Annotated in this window: 19 protein-coding genes; 15 read left to right on the forward strand and 4 right to left on the reverse strand. The window is 67.2% G+C overall.

Annotation, left to right across the window (positions count from 1 at the left end; translation table 11 throughout):
• Positions 1–134 precede the first annotated feature (134 nt).
• Both fliS and F3K02_RS02930 read left to right on the forward strand, forming a co-directional pair.
• On the forward strand, positions 135–569 hold the full coding sequence (gene fliS / locus F3K02_RS02925; protein ID WP_177133124.1) for a flagellar export chaperone FliS: 435 nt from the start codon (positions 135–137) through the stop codon (positions 567–569).
• Positions 570–571: 2 nt separating this feature from the next.
• Positions 572–862 (forward strand): flagellar protein FliT, encoded by a 291-nt coding sequence (locus tag F3K02_RS02930; RefSeq protein ID WP_177133126.1) that lies wholly within the window; start codon positions 572–574, stop codon positions 860–862.
• 269 nt (positions 863–1,131) lie between these two features.
• Here the strand turns inward: F3K02_RS02930 and fliE are convergent, their stop codons facing one another.
• A complete protein-coding gene (gene fliE, locus F3K02_RS02935) occupies positions 1,132–1,440 on the reverse strand; it encodes a flagellar hook-basal body complex protein FliE (protein ID WP_177133128.1) in 309 nt (102 codons plus the stop codon).
• A 182-nt stretch (positions 1,441–1,622) separates the two neighbouring features.
• Between fliE and fliF the strand changes: the two genes are divergently transcribed.
• The 13 genes from fliF (at position 1,623) to fliR (ending at position 13,189) form a co-directional block, all read left to right on the forward strand.
• Entirely contained in the window at positions 1,623–3,293 is a 1,671-nt protein-coding gene (gene fliF / locus F3K02_RS02940) for a flagellar basal-body MS-ring/collar protein FliF (protein ID WP_177133130.1), read from the forward strand.
• A 173-nt stretch (positions 3,294–3,466) separates the two neighbouring features.
• Positions 3,467–4,462 (forward strand): flagellar motor switch protein FliG, encoded by a 996-nt coding sequence (fliG, locus tag F3K02_RS02945; RefSeq protein ID WP_177133132.1) that lies wholly within the window; start codon positions 3,467–3,469, stop codon positions 4,460–4,462.
• Positions 4,446–5,156 carry a FliH/SctL family protein gene (locus tag F3K02_RS02950; RefSeq protein WP_177133134.1) on the forward strand — a complete coding sequence of 237 codons (711 nt, stop codon included), beginning with the start codon at positions 4,446–4,448 and terminating at the stop codon, positions 5,154–5,156. The genes fliG and F3K02_RS02950 overlap by 17 nt, the downstream gene beginning before the upstream one ends.
• Before the next feature lie 117 nt (positions 5,157–5,273).
• The gene (fliI, locus tag F3K02_RS02955) at positions 5,274–6,746 is read left to right on the forward strand and encodes a flagellar protein export ATPase FliI (RefSeq protein WP_177133136.1); all 1,473 of its coding nucleotides are present in this window, start codon (positions 5,274–5,276) and stop codon (positions 6,744–6,746) included.
• Positions 6,743–7,213 carry a flagellar export protein FliJ gene (gene fliJ / locus F3K02_RS02960; RefSeq protein WP_177133138.1) on the forward strand — a complete coding sequence of 157 codons (471 nt, stop codon included), beginning with the start codon at positions 6,743–6,745 and terminating at the stop codon, positions 7,211–7,213. Before fliI ends, fliJ begins: the two co-directional genes overlap by 4 nt.
• The gene (locus F3K02_RS02965) at positions 7,210–8,613 is read left to right on the forward strand and encodes a flagellar hook-length control protein FliK (protein WP_177133140.1); all 1,404 of its coding nucleotides are present in this window, start codon (positions 7,210–7,212) and stop codon (positions 8,611–8,613) included. The genes fliJ and F3K02_RS02965 overlap by 4 nt, the downstream gene beginning before the upstream one ends.
• 157 nt (positions 8,614–8,770) lie before the next feature.
• On the forward strand, positions 8,771–9,349 hold the full coding sequence (locus F3K02_RS02970; protein WP_177133142.1) for a flagellar basal body-associated FliL family protein: 579 nt from the start codon (positions 8,771–8,773) through the stop codon (positions 9,347–9,349).
• Positions 9,350–9,363: 14 nt separating this feature from the next.
• Positions 9,364–10,368: a flagellar motor switch protein FliM gene (gene fliM / locus F3K02_RS02975; protein WP_177133144.1), complete on the forward strand. Its 1,005-nt coding sequence runs from the start codon at positions 9,364–9,366 to the stop codon at positions 10,366–10,368.
• Positions 10,358–10,780, forward strand: coding sequence for a flagellar motor switch protein FliN (gene fliN / locus F3K02_RS02980; protein WP_177133145.1), 423 nt, complete (start codon positions 10,358–10,360; stop codon positions 10,778–10,780). The genes fliM and fliN overlap by 11 nt, the downstream gene beginning before the upstream one ends.
• 1 nt (position 10,781) lies before the next feature.
• Complete coding sequence (locus tag F3K02_RS02985) at positions 10,782–11,138, forward strand: flagellar biosynthetic protein FliO (RefSeq protein ID WP_177133147.1); 357 nt, start codon at positions 10,782–10,784, stop codon at positions 11,136–11,138.
• Positions 11,125–11,901 (forward strand): flagellar type III secretion system pore protein FliP, encoded by a 777-nt coding sequence (gene fliP, locus F3K02_RS02990; RefSeq protein ID WP_177133149.1) that lies wholly within the window; start codon positions 11,125–11,127, stop codon positions 11,899–11,901. The genes F3K02_RS02985 and fliP overlap by 14 nt, the downstream gene beginning before the upstream one ends.
• A gap of 106 nt (positions 11,902–12,007) precedes the next feature.
• Positions 12,008–12,277, forward strand: coding sequence for a flagellar biosynthesis protein FliQ (gene fliQ / locus F3K02_RS02995; RefSeq protein ID WP_177133151.1), 270 nt, complete (start codon positions 12,008–12,010; stop codon positions 12,275–12,277).
• A 144-nt stretch (positions 12,278–12,421) separates the two neighbouring features.
• The gene (gene fliR, locus F3K02_RS03000) at positions 12,422–13,189 is read left to right on the forward strand and encodes a flagellar biosynthetic protein FliR (RefSeq protein WP_177133153.1); all 768 of its coding nucleotides are present in this window, start codon (positions 12,422–12,424) and stop codon (positions 13,187–13,189) included.
• 197 nt (positions 13,190–13,386) lie between these two features.
• On the opposite strand, the gene F3K02_RS03005 is transcribed toward fliR, so the two are convergent.
• From F3K02_RS03005 to F3K02_RS03015, 3 genes are all read right to left on the reverse strand, one after another.
• The gene (locus tag F3K02_RS03005; protein WP_177133155.1) at positions 13,387–13,818 is read right to left on the reverse strand and encodes a hypothetical protein; all 432 of its coding nucleotides are present in this window, start codon (positions 13,816–13,818) and stop codon (positions 13,387–13,389) included.
• A gap of 56 nt (positions 13,819–13,874) precedes the next feature.
• Positions 13,875–14,300 (reverse strand): nuclear transport factor 2 family protein, encoded by a 426-nt coding sequence (locus F3K02_RS03010; RefSeq protein ID WP_177133157.1) that lies wholly within the window; start codon positions 14,298–14,300, stop codon positions 13,875–13,877.
• Positions 14,301–14,361: 61 nt separating this feature from the next.
• On the reverse strand, positions 14,362–14,931 hold a 570-nt coding region (locus tag F3K02_RS03015; RefSeq protein WP_177133159.1), incomplete at its 5' end, for a response regulator.

The raw sequence follows: 14,931 nt of genomic DNA on the forward strand, positions 1-14,931 counted from the left end.
TTGCCGTGGCAGGGTCGCGCGCCTTCAAGTCCTTGAATACCTGGAACAATTCGTCGCAATTGAACATGTCAGAAACTACAGTCCCGGGCGCAGATGCCGATAAAAAAAGGCATCAGACACAAGGAAATGACACCATGTTCACCTCTGTCAATTCACGCGCCGCCTCCGCCTACAAGCGGGTCGCTGCCGAAACCAGCGTTCAGGGTGCCGATCCGCACACGCTGGTTGGCCTGCTGTACGACGCCCTGCTGCAATCGATCACCCAGGCGCGTGGCGCCATGTCGCGCGGTGACATCGAGGCCAAGGGCGCCGCACTGGGCAAAGCGGTGCGCATCACCGAAGAAGGACTCAAGGCGGGCCTGAACCTGCAACAAGGTGGCGACCTCGCCGCCAACCTGCAGCAGCTCTACAGCTATTGCGTGATGCGCCTGACCCAGGCGAACCTGCGCAACGACACCAAGGCGCTTGAAGAGGTGACCCAGCTCATCGAGCCACTGGCGCAGTCCTGGCAACAAATCAAGGGCCGTGGGCCCACCCCCCTTCAGCCCCTCACGGGCCGTGGAGCCTGATCATGGAGCACAGCTTGTTGGACTACTACAAAGCAATCGAAAACGCCAGCCAGAAGATGCTGGAAGCCGCCCAGACTGAAAACTGGGACCAGGTGGTGCGGCTGGAAGGCGCGTGCACACTGCTCATCGCCCAGCTGCGCAGCAAGTCCCGCAGCGTCCGGCTGGCGCCCGAAGAACGCACCGAAAAGACCCGGATCATGAAACGCATCCTGCGCACCGACGCCGAAATCCGCAACCTGGCCGAGCCGTGGTTGAACGACCTGGCGCTGATGATGGACACACGGGTACATTGACCCCCCCCGCGCCGCCTGCGGCGTCACCCCCCCAGGGGGCAACGCTGGCGGCCCGGCAAAGCTGGTTCCGCGGCGTTCTGGGTTCAAGACACTTCGCGCCGGATGCACGCCGTTGAAGCAGAAGAAAGCGAGAAAAAAGAAGAGAAACCGAACCGCAAGGGACTGGCCGGAGAACGTGCCCCAACCCAGAATGCGGTGGAACCGGCTTTGCCGGGCCACTCGCATTGCCCCCTGGGGGGGGTGACGCCGCAGGCGGCGCGGGGGGGAACTCAAACAGACATGTTCATGATGTCCGTGTACGCCTGAACCATGCGGTTGCGCACATGCAGCGTGGCCTGGAAGCCGATCTGGGCTTTCTGCATGGCGAGCATGGTTTCTTCCAGGCTGACGTTGGGGTTGCCGAGCTGGACTTCTTTCTGCAGACGTGTGGCTTCGTTCTGCGCCGCGCTGACGTCCTTGAGCGCGGTCTTGAAGTTGTCGGCAAAACCGCCGCCCACACCACCGGCCGCGCCGGGGCGCTTGGTCTGGCCAGTCGGGTTGAGTGCCTGGCTGGACAAGGGGGAAATTCGCAGGTCCATGGCGGTGTCCTTCTACGCAATGTGAGCAGGCTTTGATGCTATTGGAGGGCGCCAGGCCGCGCTCCGGGAATAGGGGGTCAAACCGGGGCCTTTTCCCCGCTATGGCACCGGCCCGGGAGCCGAATAATCGGTCGCAACAGGGGTGATTCCCCCCGACATTGACCGAACTCCCGAGCCCTGCCATGAGCAACACCGTCGCTGAACTGGATATCCGCCCCATGAGCCGCAGCGCTCTGGGCGAGGGTCTGTCGCGCATGGACAGGACCCAGAAGACCCGCCTCGGCCTGGGTGCACTGGCGCTGGTGGCGATCGCGCTGGCGCTGTTCTTCATGGGCCAGCAACCCGACTGGCGCGTGCTCTACACCAACCTGGGCGACAAGGACGGCGGCGCCATCGTCGCCCAACTCACCCAAATGAACGTGCCCTACAAACATTCGGAGGGCGGTGGCTCGATCATGGTGCCGGCCGACAAGGTACACGACACGCGCCTGCGCCTGGCCTCGCTGGGCCTGCCCAAGGGCACGGTCAACGGTTTCGAGCTGATGGAAGCCAACCGCTTCGGCATGACCCAGTTTCAGGAACGCCTGACCTTCCAGCGCGGGCTCGAAGGCGAGCTCACCCGCTCGATCCAGTCGCTCTCTTCCGTGCAGACCGCGCGCATCCACCTCGCGTTGCCGAACCAGAACGGCTTTTTCCGCGAACAGCAGAAGCCCTCGGCCTCGGTGCTGCTGACCCTGCACCCCGGGCGCACGCTCGACAAGGCCCAGGTGGCCGGCATCGTGCACCTGGTGGCTTCGAGCGTGCCGGAGATGAACCCCAAGGCGGTCAGCATCGTGGACGATGCGGGCAACCTGCTGTCGTCCACGCCCGAAGGCCAGTCCCAGGGTGCCGACACCCAGAAGCTGCAGTACACCCAGCAGATCGAACAGATGTACACCCGCCGCATCCTCGACATGATCGAGCCGCTGGTGGGCGAGGGCAATGTGAAGGCGCAGGTCAGCGCCGACGTCGACTTCTCGCTGGTCGAATCGACCTCGGAACTGCACAAGCCCAACCAGTCCGCCGAAGCGGGCGCCGTGCGCAGCCAGCAGATCGTCGAAGACGGCAGTCCCGCCGCCGCCCTGCCCGCCGGCGTGCCCGGCGCCACCACCAACCAGCCCCCCACCACCGGCACCGCCCCGATCAACGGCGAAGCCGCGGCCCTGGGCGCTGCCGGTGCGGCCGACAAGGCGGCCAGCACCCGTCGCCAGTCGCTGATCAACTACGAAGTGGACAAGACCGTGAAGGTGGTGCGCGAAGCCAGCGGCACCGTGCGCCGCCTGAGCGCCGCCGTCGTGGTCAACCACCGCAGCAGCACCGACAAGGGCGGCAAGGAAACCACGGCGGCCATCCCCCCGGAGCAGCTCGAACAGATGACCGCCCTGGTGCGCGAGACCATCGGCTTCAACAAGGAGCGTGGTGACTCGGTCAACGTGGTCAACGCGGTCTTCAATGTCAGCAAAGCCCCCGAAGAGGTGGCTGTTGCCTGGTGGAGCCAGCCCGAGAACATGGAACTGGCGCGTGGCCTGGCCTGGCCGCTGGGCATGGTGGGCATGGGCCTGCTGGTGCTGCTGGGCATGGTGCGCCCCGGCCTCAAGCTGATGAAGGCGCCCGCCCTGCCACCCGCCGAGGCCAAGCTCAACGCCATGGTCAACGACCAGCCCGAACGCCCCGGCCTGCCGATGCCCACCACCAGCAACGAGGCGACGCCGGAAACGCGGCGCCTGGCCGACGCCAAGCGCCTGGCGCTGGAAAACCCGATGGCGGTGGCCAACATCGTCAAGGGCTGGGTCAACGGCGAAGCGCCAGCATGACCATGACCATGGAACACCCCCGCCTCGCTTCGCTCGACCCCCTCAAGGGGGCAACGCGATGCGGCCTGGCAAAGCCAGTTCCGCCGCGTTCTCGGCAGGGGCAGTTCGCTCCGGATGCGCTGGGTTCGACCCCGGCGTGCATGCGTTCTTCGCATAGCTAAGGAAACACGATCATGGAAGACCAGGGAATCCAGGACGCCGCGATCTTTCTCATGTCGCTGGGCGAGGAAGAGGCGGCCGAGGTGTTCAAGCACCTGAGCCCGAAAGAAGTGCAAAAGCTCGGCGAGACCATCGCCAAGACCCGCGCCGTGTCGCACGACCGGGTCGCCCAGGTGATGCAGAAGTTCACCGACGAAGCCGCTTCGCACAGCCTGCTGGTGTCCGACACCGACAACTACGTGCGTGCGGTGCTCAAGCGCGCCCTCGGTGACGACAAGGCCTCGCTGCTGATCGACCGCATCCTGCAGGGCGGCGATGTCTCGGGCATCGAGAGCCTGAAGTGGATGGATCCGCTGTCGATTGCGGAACTGCTGCGCAACGAGCATCCGCAGATCGTGGCGGCCATCCTGGTGCACCTGGAGGCGGACCAGACCGCCGACGTGCTGAAGAACTTCATCGAACGCACGCGCAACGAGGTGATGCTGCGCATCGCCACGCTCGAAGGCATCCAGCCCACTGCGCTGAAGGACCTCAACGAGGTGCTCTACAAGGTGCTGGCGGGTGGCGACAAGATCCGCAAGACCTCCATGGGCGGCGTCAAGACCGCGGCCGAGATCATCAACATGATGGGCACGCAGATCGAAAACTCCGTGATCGAGTCGATCCGCGTCTTCGACGCCGACCTGGCACAGAAGATCATGGACAAGATGTTCACCTTCGAAGACCTGCTCAAGCTCGACGGCAAGTCGATCCAGATGGTGCTCAAGGAAGTGCCTTCCGAATCGCTGGTGATCGCGCTCAAGGGCGCCACCTCGGAACTGCGCGAACTGATCTTCACCAACATGTCCACGCGCGCCGCCGAAGGTCTGCGCGAGGACCTCGAATCGCGCGGCCCGGTGCGGCTGTCCGAAGTGGAAGCCCAGCAGAAGGAAATCCTGAAGGTCGTGCGGCGCCTGTCGGACGAAGGCCAGATCGTGCTGGGAGGAGGCGACGATGAAGGCTTCGTCTAAATCCAGCGCTCACACCCGTTTCATTCCGCGGGAGGAGATCGACGGCTGCTCGGCCTGGCGCTTCTCGGCCATGGACGGCAGCGAAGACGCCCCGGCCGTGGTGACGGAGACCCGCGAGCCCGTGATCGACGGCCCGTCCGCCGAGGCCCTGCACGAAATCCGCGAACAGGCCCATGCCGAAGGTTATGCCCTGGGCCACGCCGCCGGTGGCCAGGAAGTACGCGACGCGCTGGAAGCCACCGTGCGCAAGACCGCCGAAGAAACCGCGGTGCGCATGGCCCAGCTGCTGCACAACACCCGAGAACACCTGCAAAAGAGCGAGGAACAGATCTCCCGCCACATCCTGGATCTGGCCTGCGACCTCGCGCGCCAGGTGGTGCGCCAGGAGCTGCAGTGCAACACGCAGCACCTCAAGCCGGTGATCACCGAGGCGCTGGCGCAGCTGGTCGACGACGGCCTGCCCGCCACGGTGCGCATGAACCCGGGCGATCTCGCGCTCATGAAAGGCGCGCTGCTGGAGAACCTCGGCCCGTCCGCACCCGATTTCGTGGCCGACAACAACATCAGCCCCGGTGGCTGTCTGGTCGAGTCGGCCAGCACCGGCGTGGACGCCTCGATCGAGAAACGCTGGCTGCGCGCGATCGCCAACCTGGGCCTGGACGCCCCCTGGAACCCGGAGAACGCCGATGTCTGACTGTGAAACACCCCCGCCGCGCTGCGCGCGACCCCCTCAAGGGGGCGCTGCTGGCCGTCCGGCAAAGCCGGCCCGGCGGCAGCTCTGGGTTGGGCCACTGTGCGCGAGGACCCTGACATGACCGACAGCACACTGGGCGCGGAGAGCCGCTGGGGCCATTTCATGGACGATGTGCGCAGCAGCGCGAGTGTGCACACGCCGCTGGAGGTGCGCGGCACGCTCACGCGCCTGGCTGGCCTGGTGCTCGAAGCCGTGGGCCTGAAGGTGCCGGTGGGCTCGCAATGCCTGATCGGCAACGGCGCGCGCGAACCGGTGCTGGCCGAAGTGGTCGGCTTCTCCAGCGACCGTGCTTTCCTCATGCCCGCGGGCGACACGCACGGCCTGTCCAGCGGCGCCACCGTCACACCGCTCGCGCCCTACCGGCCCGTGCCGCGCGTGGGCCAGGTCAACAAACCGCCCTCGCCCAACGACCGCGGCGCCCTGCGCCTGCCGCTGGGCCGGGGTCTGCTGGGCCGCGTGGTGGACTCGCACGGCAACCCGCTCGACCACCTCGGACCGATCACCCACGTGGACATCGAGGCACTGGACCGCCAGCCGCTGAACTCGATGGACCGTGACCCGGTGCGCGAGCCGCTGGACACCGGCGTGCGCGCCATCAACGCCCTGCTCACGGTCGGCCGCGGCCAGCGCCTGGGCCTGTTCGCCGGCTCCGGCGTCGGCAAGAGCGTGCTGCTCGGCATGATGGCCCGCTACACCAAGGCCGACGTGATCGTGGTCGGCCTGATCGGCGAACGCGGCCGCGAGGTCAAGGAATTCATCGAAGACATCCTGGGCGTGGAGGGCCGCAAGCGCTCGGTGGTGGTGGCCGCACCCGCCGACGCGCCGCCGCTGGTGCGCATGCAGGGCGCCACCTACGCCACCGCGATCGCCGAACGTTTCCGCGACGACGGTCTGCACGTGCTGCTGCTGATGGACTCGCTCACCCGCTACGCCATGGCGCAGCGCGAGATCGCGCTGGCCATCGGCGAGCCGCCGGCCACCAAGGGCTACCCGCCGAGCTGCTTCGCCAAGCTGCCGCAGCTGGTGGAGCGCAGCGGCAACGGCCTCAACGGCGAGGGCTCGATCACCGCCTTCTACACCGTGCTCAGCGAGGGCGATGACCAGCAGGACCCGATCGCCGACGCCGCGCGCGCCATCCTCGACGGCCACATCGTGCTCTCGCGCTCGCTCGCCGAGTCGGGCCACTACCCGGCCATCGACGTCGAAGCCTCGGCCTCGCGCGTGATGCACAACGTGGCCGGTGCGGTGCACCTGGAGCTGGCGCGCAAGTTCCGCAGCCTGTATTCGCGCTACATGAAGAGCCGCGACCTGATCCAGCTCGGTGCCTACGCCGCCGGCAGCGACCCGGAAACCGACCGCGCCATCCTGCTCTACCCCGCGCTGCAACGTTTCCTGATGCAGGACATGCACGAAGCCGCCGGCATGGACGACTGCCTGATGCAGCTCGCGGGCGCCTTGCAGGAAGACAAGGCCGGCCGCGAGGCCCCGAACCGCCAGGCCCGACCCAACCAAAATCCCTATAGAACATGAGCAACATCCAGACGCTGAACAAGGTGGTGGAACTCGCGGAAAAGCGCCGCGACGAAGCGCTCAGCGCGCTGGGCCAGCTCCAGCGCGAACGGCAGGTCGCAAGCGAACAGATGCAGCAGCTGCAGACCTACGCCGACGAAGCCCAGCAACGCTGGAACGCCCGCTGCACCAGCACCGGCGTGGACGCTGCGCAGCTGCACCACCACCGCCAGTTCATGCAGAAGATCGACCACGCCATGGAGTTCCAGCGCGGCGTGCTGGCCCAGCGCGACGAACTGATCCAACGCGGCCAGGCCCAGGTCTATGCGGCCGAACGCGACGTGGCCGGCCTGCGCAAATACACCGAACGCAAACTGGAGGCCCTGAACCTGCGTGCCCTGCGCCAGGACCAGAAGAGCACCGACGAAATGGCCCTCACCATCCACCTGCGCCACCGCCTGGCGCAGTCCCAGGGACTTCGATCATGAGCACACCCGCCACCGGCTCCAGCGGCGCCAGCCAGGCCGCCGCCCCGACCACCCGCAGCAACGCGACCGCCAACGGCCAGCGCCCCGGCACACCCGCCGCGGGCGACAACAGCCTGTTCGCCAGCCTGCTCGGCCTGCTGAGCGCCACCCGCGACCTGCCGGCCGATGGCGCCGGTCTGGGGGCTGACGACCCGTCGGCCCTTGGCCGCAAGACCCTGGGCCAGGGAAGCGACGAGCTGGGCGAGGACCCGGCCCTGGCCTTGCTGCCCGACGCCTCGGACAACCCCCTGGCCGCTCTGCTGGCCTGGCCCGGCGCGCCTGTGGCGATGGATGCTGCGGCCGAGCTGCCTGGCGCGAACCCGGCTGGCACCGGCGCCGCCAGCACCGCCGCCGGCAACGAACGACTCACCGGACAGGCCGGTCAGACACCCACCACCAACACCGACGGTCCAACCGGCGCCACACCGCTGCCGGCCGACATGACCGTGCTCGACCAGCCCACCGAGCCCGATGCGCAGACCCTGGCCACCCTGTCGCGCGCCACGGCAGCCCCGGGCAACGCCGGCGCCGAGGCCTTGCGCAACGCCCAGGGCCAGCCGGCAACCGATGCCCCCCGCAGCGCCAGCGGGAAAGGCGCGGCCCACCAGGCCACCTGGCACAGCACCACAGCCATCGGCAACGCCGCTGCGCAGTCGGTGTCGACCACCCGGCAAGCCTTCAACATCAGCGTGACGGGCCACACCGACAGCCTGGCCGCCCAGGTGCGCAGCACCGTGACGCTGGACGACCGCTTCAACGCAGCCGCCACCACCGCCCCGCTAGCGGCGGGCGCCGCGGGCGCGGGCCTGGTGTCGGCCGCCATGCCGGGGGCCGATGCCGGCTCGGGCCAGCCCGGCCAGAGCAGCGAACAGGCCACACCGGAAGGGGTGGAATACCCACTGGAGGAGGCCGATGCTTCGACCCCCTTCGAGACCCTGGCCGAAGAAGACGCCGCGGGCCTCGGGGCCTGGAACCCGCAGAACCTGCGCCATGCCAGCCTGCGCGTGGGCGAAGGCAGTGAAGAAGCCATCGACATCCGGCTCTCGCTCGCCGGCGAAGAGCTGAACGTGGACTTCCGCAGCGACAACGCCGACACCCGGGCCAGCTTGCAGCAGAGCGCCGGCGCCCAGCTCTCGGACCTGCTGCAGCGCAGCGGCATCCAGCTCGGCGGTGTCTCGGTCGGCGCGCAGCAACAAGGCCAGGGGCAGCCTGGCCAGCCGGGTGAACCCGGCTCACAGGCCGGCACCCGCGGCGCGCGCGCGCCAGCAGCCTCCGACGCCGCCGCGGCCTCGTCGGTCCAGGCGCCGGCGCAGCCCCGTCCGCGCAGCGACGGCAGCCAGCCGCTGGACATGTTCGTGTAGCGGCGGCGCGGTCCGGGTGGCTGAGGCCGTCGAATAACGGGCTTTTCCCGCTCTTTTCCGTGCTACGCGAGCGACAGGGGCGCTCAATAATTCTTCCGTACCCCACACGTTTTCGAGCGTGTGCCGCCCCCAACGGGGCGCCCACTGGAGGAACCCGATGTCTGCCGCTGCCGCCCCCGCCACCCCTGCCGTCGATGCCAACGCCGCCAAGCCCAAGAGCAAAAAACTGCTGTTCATCATCGGTGGTGTGGTCGTGCTGGCGCTGCTGGCCGCCGGTGCGGCCCTCTTCGTCCTGAAGAAGAACACCGCCGACCACGAGGAGGACGAGGACGGCGTGGTGGCCGAACAGAGCAGCCACGACCCCAAGACACCGCCCACCTTCCTGCCGCTGGACAGCATGGTGGTCAACCTCGCCGATCCGGGCGGCAACCGCTTCATCCAGACCTCGATCACCCTGCAGTTGAAGGACGCCCAGACCGGTGAAGACCTCAAGGTCTACATGCCCACCATCCGCAACGGCATCCTGATCCAGATCTCCCAGCGCACCGCCGACGAGATCCTGACGATCCAGGGCAAGGAAAAACTGGCGGCGGACATCATGGGCGAGATCGCCACGGTCATGGGCTACGAAACCGCCCAGCCCGGGGCCGAAGGCGCCGCGGGCAAGAAAAAGCGCAGCCAGGCAGCGGCCAACCCGGTACAGGGTGTGCTGTTCTCCAGCTTCATCGTCCAGTAAACCGGCAGTCCACCATGTCCGACTCGTTTCTGTCCCAGGAAGAAGTCGATGCCTTGCTGGAAGGCGTCACCGGCGAGAGCCAGAAGCTGGAGCAAGACGTTGCCCCCACCGACGGGGTGCGCAGCTACAACCTCTCCAGCCAGGAGCGCATCGTGCGGGGGCGCATGCCCACCATGGAGATCGTCAACGAACGCTTCTCGCGCAACCTGCGGCTGGGCCTGTTCAACTTCATCCGCCGCAGCCCCGAGATCTCGGTCGGTGCGGTGCAGGTGCAGAAGTACAGCGCGTTCCTGCGTGAACTGGTGGTGCCCACCAACTTCAACATCATGGCGGTGCGCCCGCTGCGCGGCAACGGTCTGGTGGTCTGCGAGCCGACCCTGCTGTTCGGCGTGATCGACAGCCTGTTTGGCGGCAGCGGCAAGTTCCACACCCGCATCGAAGGGCGCGACTTCTCGCCCACCGAGCAGCGCGTGATCGACCGGCTGGTCGAGGTGGTGGCCGAGGAATACAAGAAGGCCTGGCGCGGCGTGTACCCGCTGGAGCTGGCTTACCAGCGCTCGGAAATGCAGCCCCAGTTCGCCACCATCGCCACGCCGAGCGAGATCGTGGTCTCCACCAGCTTCACGCTGGAGATCGGCGACATCACGGGCTCGCTGCACATCTGCATTCCCTACGCCACGCTGGAGCCGATCCGCGATGTTCTGTACTCCAGCGTGCAGGGCGACGCGATCGAAGTCGACCGCCGCTGGGTCAAGCTGCTGAGCCACGAGATCCAGGCGGCCGAGGTGACCATGGTGGCCGAACTGGCCCAGACCGAGGCCACGGTGGAGCAGCTGCTGGCGATGCAGGTGGGCGACTTCCTCGAACTCGACCGCCTCCCCGCGATCCGGGCCCATGTGGACGGGGTGCCGCTCTTCGAATGCCAGTACGGCACACACAAAGGCAAGTACGCCCTGCGTATCGAGCGCAATCTGCGCGGACCCGATTTGACCTGGCTGGGAGATTCCTATGTCAACTGAGACCACCGAAACCATGAACCAAGACAGCGTTGCCGACGACTGGGCCCAGGCCCTCGAAGAACAGGCCAGCGCGCCTTCTGGAGCGGCCGACAGCGCGCCCGCCTTCGAGAGCCACACCCAGCCCGTCGCGGCCCACGGCAATCCGATGCAGGACATCCAGATGGTGCTGGACATCCCGGTGCAGCTGACGGTTGAACTGGGTCGCACCAAGGTGCCGATCAAGTACATCCTGCAACTCGCGCAAGGCTCCATCGTCGAGCTCGATGCGCTGGCCGGCGAGCCGATGGACGTGCTCATCAACGGCTACCTGATCGCCCAGGGCGAGGTGGTGGTGGTGAACGACAAGTTCGGTATCCGCCTCACCGACATCGTCACGCCCTCCGAGCGCATGCGCCGGGTCTCGAAGAACTGATATGTTCCAAAACGCCGCTCCCGCGCTGGTGCTGCTGCTGTTGATGGTGGCTGCGGCCTGGTTTCTCCAGCGCTACCGCCGCCACCTGCCCGGCATCGCGAGCCAGAAGGGCCCGGCGCTGCAGCTCATGAACACGCTCTCGCTGGGGCCGCAGCAACGCGTGGTCACGGTGCAGCTGGGCGAAGGCGCCGACCGCGTCTGCCTGGTGCTCGGCGTGGCGCCCGGCAGCATCACGGCGCTGCACCAGATGCCGCTGCCCCCCGAGGTGGTCGACCCCGTGTCGCCAGGCGCTGCGCCGGCCAGTGGCTTCGCGGCCCGGCTGGCCCAGTTCACGAAAGGCCCCCATGGCCCCCGCTGACCTCCGCTGGCGCCAGCCCCTGGCCCTGGCCTTGCTGCTCGGCCTGTCCGGCGCGGCCATCGCCCAGACCGCGCCGGTCCCCGGTGCCGGCGCTTCGCTGCCGCTGGTGATCGGCCAGGGCGCGGGCGGCGCCAGCTACTCGGTGCCGATCCAGACCCTGCTGTTTTTCACCGCGCTCTCGTTCCTGCCCGCGGTGCTGCTGCTGATGACGGGTTTCACCCGCATCGTCATCGTGCTCTCGCTGCTGCGCCAGGCGCTGGGTACGCAATCGGCGCCGCCCAACCAGGTGGTGGTCGGCCTGTCGCTGTTCCTCACGCTGTTCGTGATGGGGCCCACGCTCGACAAGGTCTACCAGGACGCCTACGCGCCCTACACCGCCAACCAGATCAGCTTCGAGCAGGCGCTCGAACGCGGCCAGGAGCCCATGCGCGCCTTCATGCTCAAGCAGACGCGCCAGTCCGACTTCGAACTCTTCGCCAAGCTCGCCAAACTGCCCGCCGACGTTACCGCGCAGACCGCGCCCTTTCGCGTCATCGTGCCGGCCTTCGTCACCAGCGAACTCAAGACCGCCTTCCAGATCGGCTTCATGATCTTCATCCCCTTCCTGGTGATCGACCTCGTGGTCGCCAGCGTGCTGATGTCGCTCGGCATGATGATGCTGTCGCCGGTGCTGGTGGCGCTGCCGTTCAAGCTGATGCTGTTCGTGCTGGCGGACGGCTGGAACCTGTTGCTGGGTTCGCTGGCCGCCAGTTTCGCGACATGAGCACCCCCACGCTCCACCGCTCCGCGGGTCGCTGCCCCCCGAGGGGGCTGGTCCGCCTTGGGAGCGGCCCGGCGGCGGCCCGATATCTCTTCGACAAGGAATACTGATGGACCCGCAAGCCGCCCTCACCCTCGGTCAAAACGCCCTCTTCCTGATCCTCATGGTGTCCGCGCCGGTGCTCGCCACGGTGCTGGGTGTCGGTCTGCTGGTGAGCCTGTTCCAGGCCATCACCCAGATCCACGAAGCCACGCTGTCTTTCGTGCCCAAGCTGATCGCCGCCATCGCGGTGTTCGCCATCGCCGGGCCCTGGATGATGACCACGCTGGTGGACTTCCTGCGCACCACCATCCTGTCGATCCCCGATTACGCGATCTAGATGGCCCCCCCCTGCGCCGCTTCGCGTCTCCCCCCCAGGGGGGCGGCACTGGCCGTCCGGCAAAGCCGGCCCGGCGGTGCCCTGGGGCTGGGACATTTCGCGCCGGAGGTGCTGCCCGCCCCCGTCGCGCTGTGAGCCACTGACATGCCCACCTTCAGCGAAGCCGACATCATGGCGCTGGTGTCGCCGGTGTTCTGGCCGTTCCTGCGCATCCTGGCGGTGTTCTCCAGCGCCCCCATTTTCTCGGCCCGCTCGGTGCCGATGCGCACGCGGGTGGCGCTGGCCATGCTGATCGCGCTGTGTGCCCAGGCGGTCCTGCCCGAACAACCCGTCATCGGCCTCACCGATCCCGACGCGTTTGCCGTGGTGCTGCAGCAGGTGGTCGTGGGTGTAGCCATCGGGCTGGCGGTGCGCATCGTGTTCTCTTCGGTCGAGCTCGCGGGCGAGGTCATCGGTCTGCAGATGGGCCTGAACTACGCCGGCTTCTTCGACCCCTCCACCAACTCGCAGACCAGTGCCGTGGGCCGCTATTTCGGCAACATCACCATGCTGCTGTTCGTGGTGCTGGGCGGCCACCTCATGGTGTTGCAGGCGGTGGTGTCCAGCTTCGAGACCTTTCCGCTCGGCGGCAGCGCCTTCGAATCGATCAACCGCCTGCGCCTGCACGAGCTCGGCGCCGTGGTGTTCCGCTACGGCCTGTGGATCGCCCTGCCCATGATCGGCCTGCTGCTGTTCATCAACATCGTGCTCGGCTTCGTCTCGCGCATCGCACCGCAGATGAACGCCTTCGCCATCGGCTTCCCGCTCACCATCACGGCCGGCCTGATCGGCATCTCCGCCACGCTGCCCATGCTCGACGGCCCGGTGGTCGCGCTGCTGAAACTGGCGACGGACATCTTCACTGGCGGGTAACGAAAGAGTACCCCCGCAGCGCTTCGCGCTACCCCCTCAAGGGGGCTGAGGGCCGCGGCTCCAAGCCTGCCTGCGCAGGCTTGGACGGCCCGAAGAAGCCTCGACTCTGGCGAGGCTGCGGCCTGCAAGGCGCACTGGCCGTCCGGCAAAGCCGGCCCGGCGGTGCCCCCGGTTGGACCGCCTCCTGCATTGCGGCATCACTCCCATTTCAGGTCGTAGAGCTTCCAGTTGTCCCCGTCGCGCCGCCATTCCAGGGTCACCGCATACGGCGTCACCCGCTCGGGGATCAAGCCCTGGGCACCCGTCACCACCACCTGGGCCTCGGTCAGGCCGATGGGCGAACCCGGTGGATCGATGCGGCTGCTGCGCGACACCGCGATCACCTTCACCTGCGCATAACGCAGGAACATCAGCGTCATGGTCTTGCGCGCCCAGTCGGCGTCGTGCTCATCCTGCGCGCGGAACTTCGCATCGAGCAGGTCCATCACCGCCCCGGTGTCGCGGGCTTCGATCTGGTCCTGCAACTGCTGCACGGCGGCTTCGAGCGAAGCCTGGGGATCGTCCTTGCTGCAGGCCGTGAGCCCGACAGTCAGGCAGAACAGCACGCCCAAGAAAATCCGCCGCTTCATTTCTGAACCCCCGCCCTTGTTCGATGCCGTTGTCGAGAAGGATGGCACGTGTGCGTTCACGTGGTCTGCGGCTGGCTGTGCCACCAGATCTGGCAGCGCTGGCACACGCCACCCTCAAACTCGGCTTTCAACACCCCATCCAGCACCATCCGTGGCAAGGGGTCACCGGGGTTTCGGGCCACGAGGTGGGTGCCGGTGGACTGGGCCCAGATCTGGAACAGTTCTTCGGAGGCCACCTGGTAGCTGACGTGCCAGTGCGCGATGCCACCGGTCGCGGTGGAAGCCAGCACTTCATACGCCACGTGCACGTCTTCCTGCAGCTTCACGCGTTGCCAGTAGGCGGCCAGTTCGGTGGCGCCGCGCTGAACCGCAAACGGGGTGTTGTGGTATTCGCCGTCTTCCGCGAACAGCGCCACGAACAGGGACTCATCGCGTTGTTCCCACGCCGCCTTGTAGCCTTGCATGAATTGTTCGATGTTCACGATGCACCTCTTGAGTGGTTGGACCTCTGGTCAAGGCACGGACCCCGGCGGCCCGTTGGGTTCACACCAGGCTGTTGCGGATCGCGTAAACCGTCAGTTCGGCGTTGTTGCTCAGGTGCAGTTTCTCCAGCACCCGCGCGCGGTAGACGCTGACCGTCTTGGGGCTGAGCATGAGTTCTTCGGCGATTTCCGAGAGCTTCTTGCCGCTGGCGATTTTCTGCAGGGTCTGCAGCTCGCGTTCGGACAGGCTGGCGTGCAGTTCCTGGTCCTCCGGCGCGTTCAGGTTGTCCACCAGCATCTGCGCCACTTCGGGCGTGACGAACTTGCGCCCCTGCTGCACGGTGCGGATGGCGTTGACGAGTTCGGCCGGATCGCCGGCCTTGTTGAGGTAGCCACGGGCGCCGGCGCGCAGGCAGCGGATGGCGTACTGGTCTTCCGGGTACATGGAGACCACCAGGGTCTTGACGGGGGAGCCCTCTTCCCTCAGCGCCGCCAGCACCTCCAGCCCGCCGCGCCCGGGCATGTTGAGGTCGAGCACGAGCACGTCGCAGGGGCTCTTGCGCAACTGCTCGCGCAGCTCGGGGTAGCTGCCGGCCTCGCCCACCACCTGGATGTCGACCGCCTCCGAGAT

The organism is Hydrogenophaga aromaticivorans (assembly GCF_013387465.1).
Lineage (GTDB): Bacteria > Pseudomonadota > Gammaproteobacteria > Burkholderiales > Burkholderiaceae_C > Hydrogenophaga > Hydrogenophaga aromaticivorans.

Coding starts and splice junctions, on each gene's coding strand:
- fliR (WP_177133153.1), top strand. CDS start 12,422: ATGCCCACCTTCAGCGAAGCCGACATCATGGCGCTGGTGTCGCCGGTG.
- F3K02_RS02965 (WP_177133140.1), top strand. CDS start 7,210: ATGAGCACACCCGCCACCGGCTCCAGCGGCGCCAGCCAGGCCGCCGCC.
- fliF (WP_177133130.1), top strand. CDS start 1,623: ATGAGCAACACCGTCGCTGAACTGGATATCCGCCCCATGAGCCGCAGC.
- fliS (WP_177133124.1), top strand. CDS start 135: ATGTTCACCTCTGTCAATTCACGCGCCGCCTCCGCCTACAAGCGGGTC.
- F3K02_RS02985 (WP_177133147.1), top strand. CDS start 10,782: ATGTTCCAAAACGCCGCTCCCGCGCTGGTGCTGCTGCTGTTGATGGTG.
- fliJ (WP_177133138.1), top strand. CDS start 6,743: ATGAGCAACATCCAGACGCTGAACAAGGTGGTGGAACTCGCGGAAAAG.
- F3K02_RS03005 (WP_177133155.1), bottom strand. CDS start 13,818: ATGAAGCGGCGGATTTTCTTGGGCGTGCTGTTCTGCCTGACTGTCGGG.
- F3K02_RS02950 (WP_177133134.1), top strand. CDS start 4,446: ATGAAGGCTTCGTCTAAATCCAGCGCTCACACCCGTTTCATTCCGCGG.
- fliP (WP_177133149.1), top strand. CDS start 11,125: ATGGCCCCCGCTGACCTCCGCTGGCGCCAGCCCCTGGCCCTGGCCTTG.
- fliG (WP_177133132.1), top strand. CDS start 3,467: ATGGAAGACCAGGGAATCCAGGACGCCGCGATCTTTCTCATGTCGCTG.
- fliM (WP_177133144.1), top strand. CDS start 9,364: ATGTCCGACTCGTTTCTGTCCCAGGAAGAAGTCGATGCCTTGCTGGAA.
- fliQ (WP_177133151.1), top strand. CDS start 12,008: ATGGACCCGCAAGCCGCCCTCACCCTCGGTCAAAACGCCCTCTTCCTG.
- F3K02_RS02930 (WP_177133126.1), top strand. CDS start 572: ATGGAGCACAGCTTGTTGGACTACTACAAAGCAATCGAAAACGCCAGC.
- fliN (WP_177133145.1), top strand. CDS start 10,358: ATGTCAACTGAGACCACCGAAACCATGAACCAAGACAGCGTTGCCGAC.
- fliI (WP_177133136.1), top strand. CDS start 5,274: ATGACCGACAGCACACTGGGCGCGGAGAGCCGCTGGGGCCATTTCATG.
- fliE (WP_177133128.1), bottom strand. CDS start 1,440: ATGGACCTGCGAATTTCCCCCTTGTCCAGCCAGGCACTCAACCCGACT.
- F3K02_RS02970 (WP_177133142.1), top strand. CDS start 8,771: ATGTCTGCCGCTGCCGCCCCCGCCACCCCTGCCGTCGATGCCAACGCC.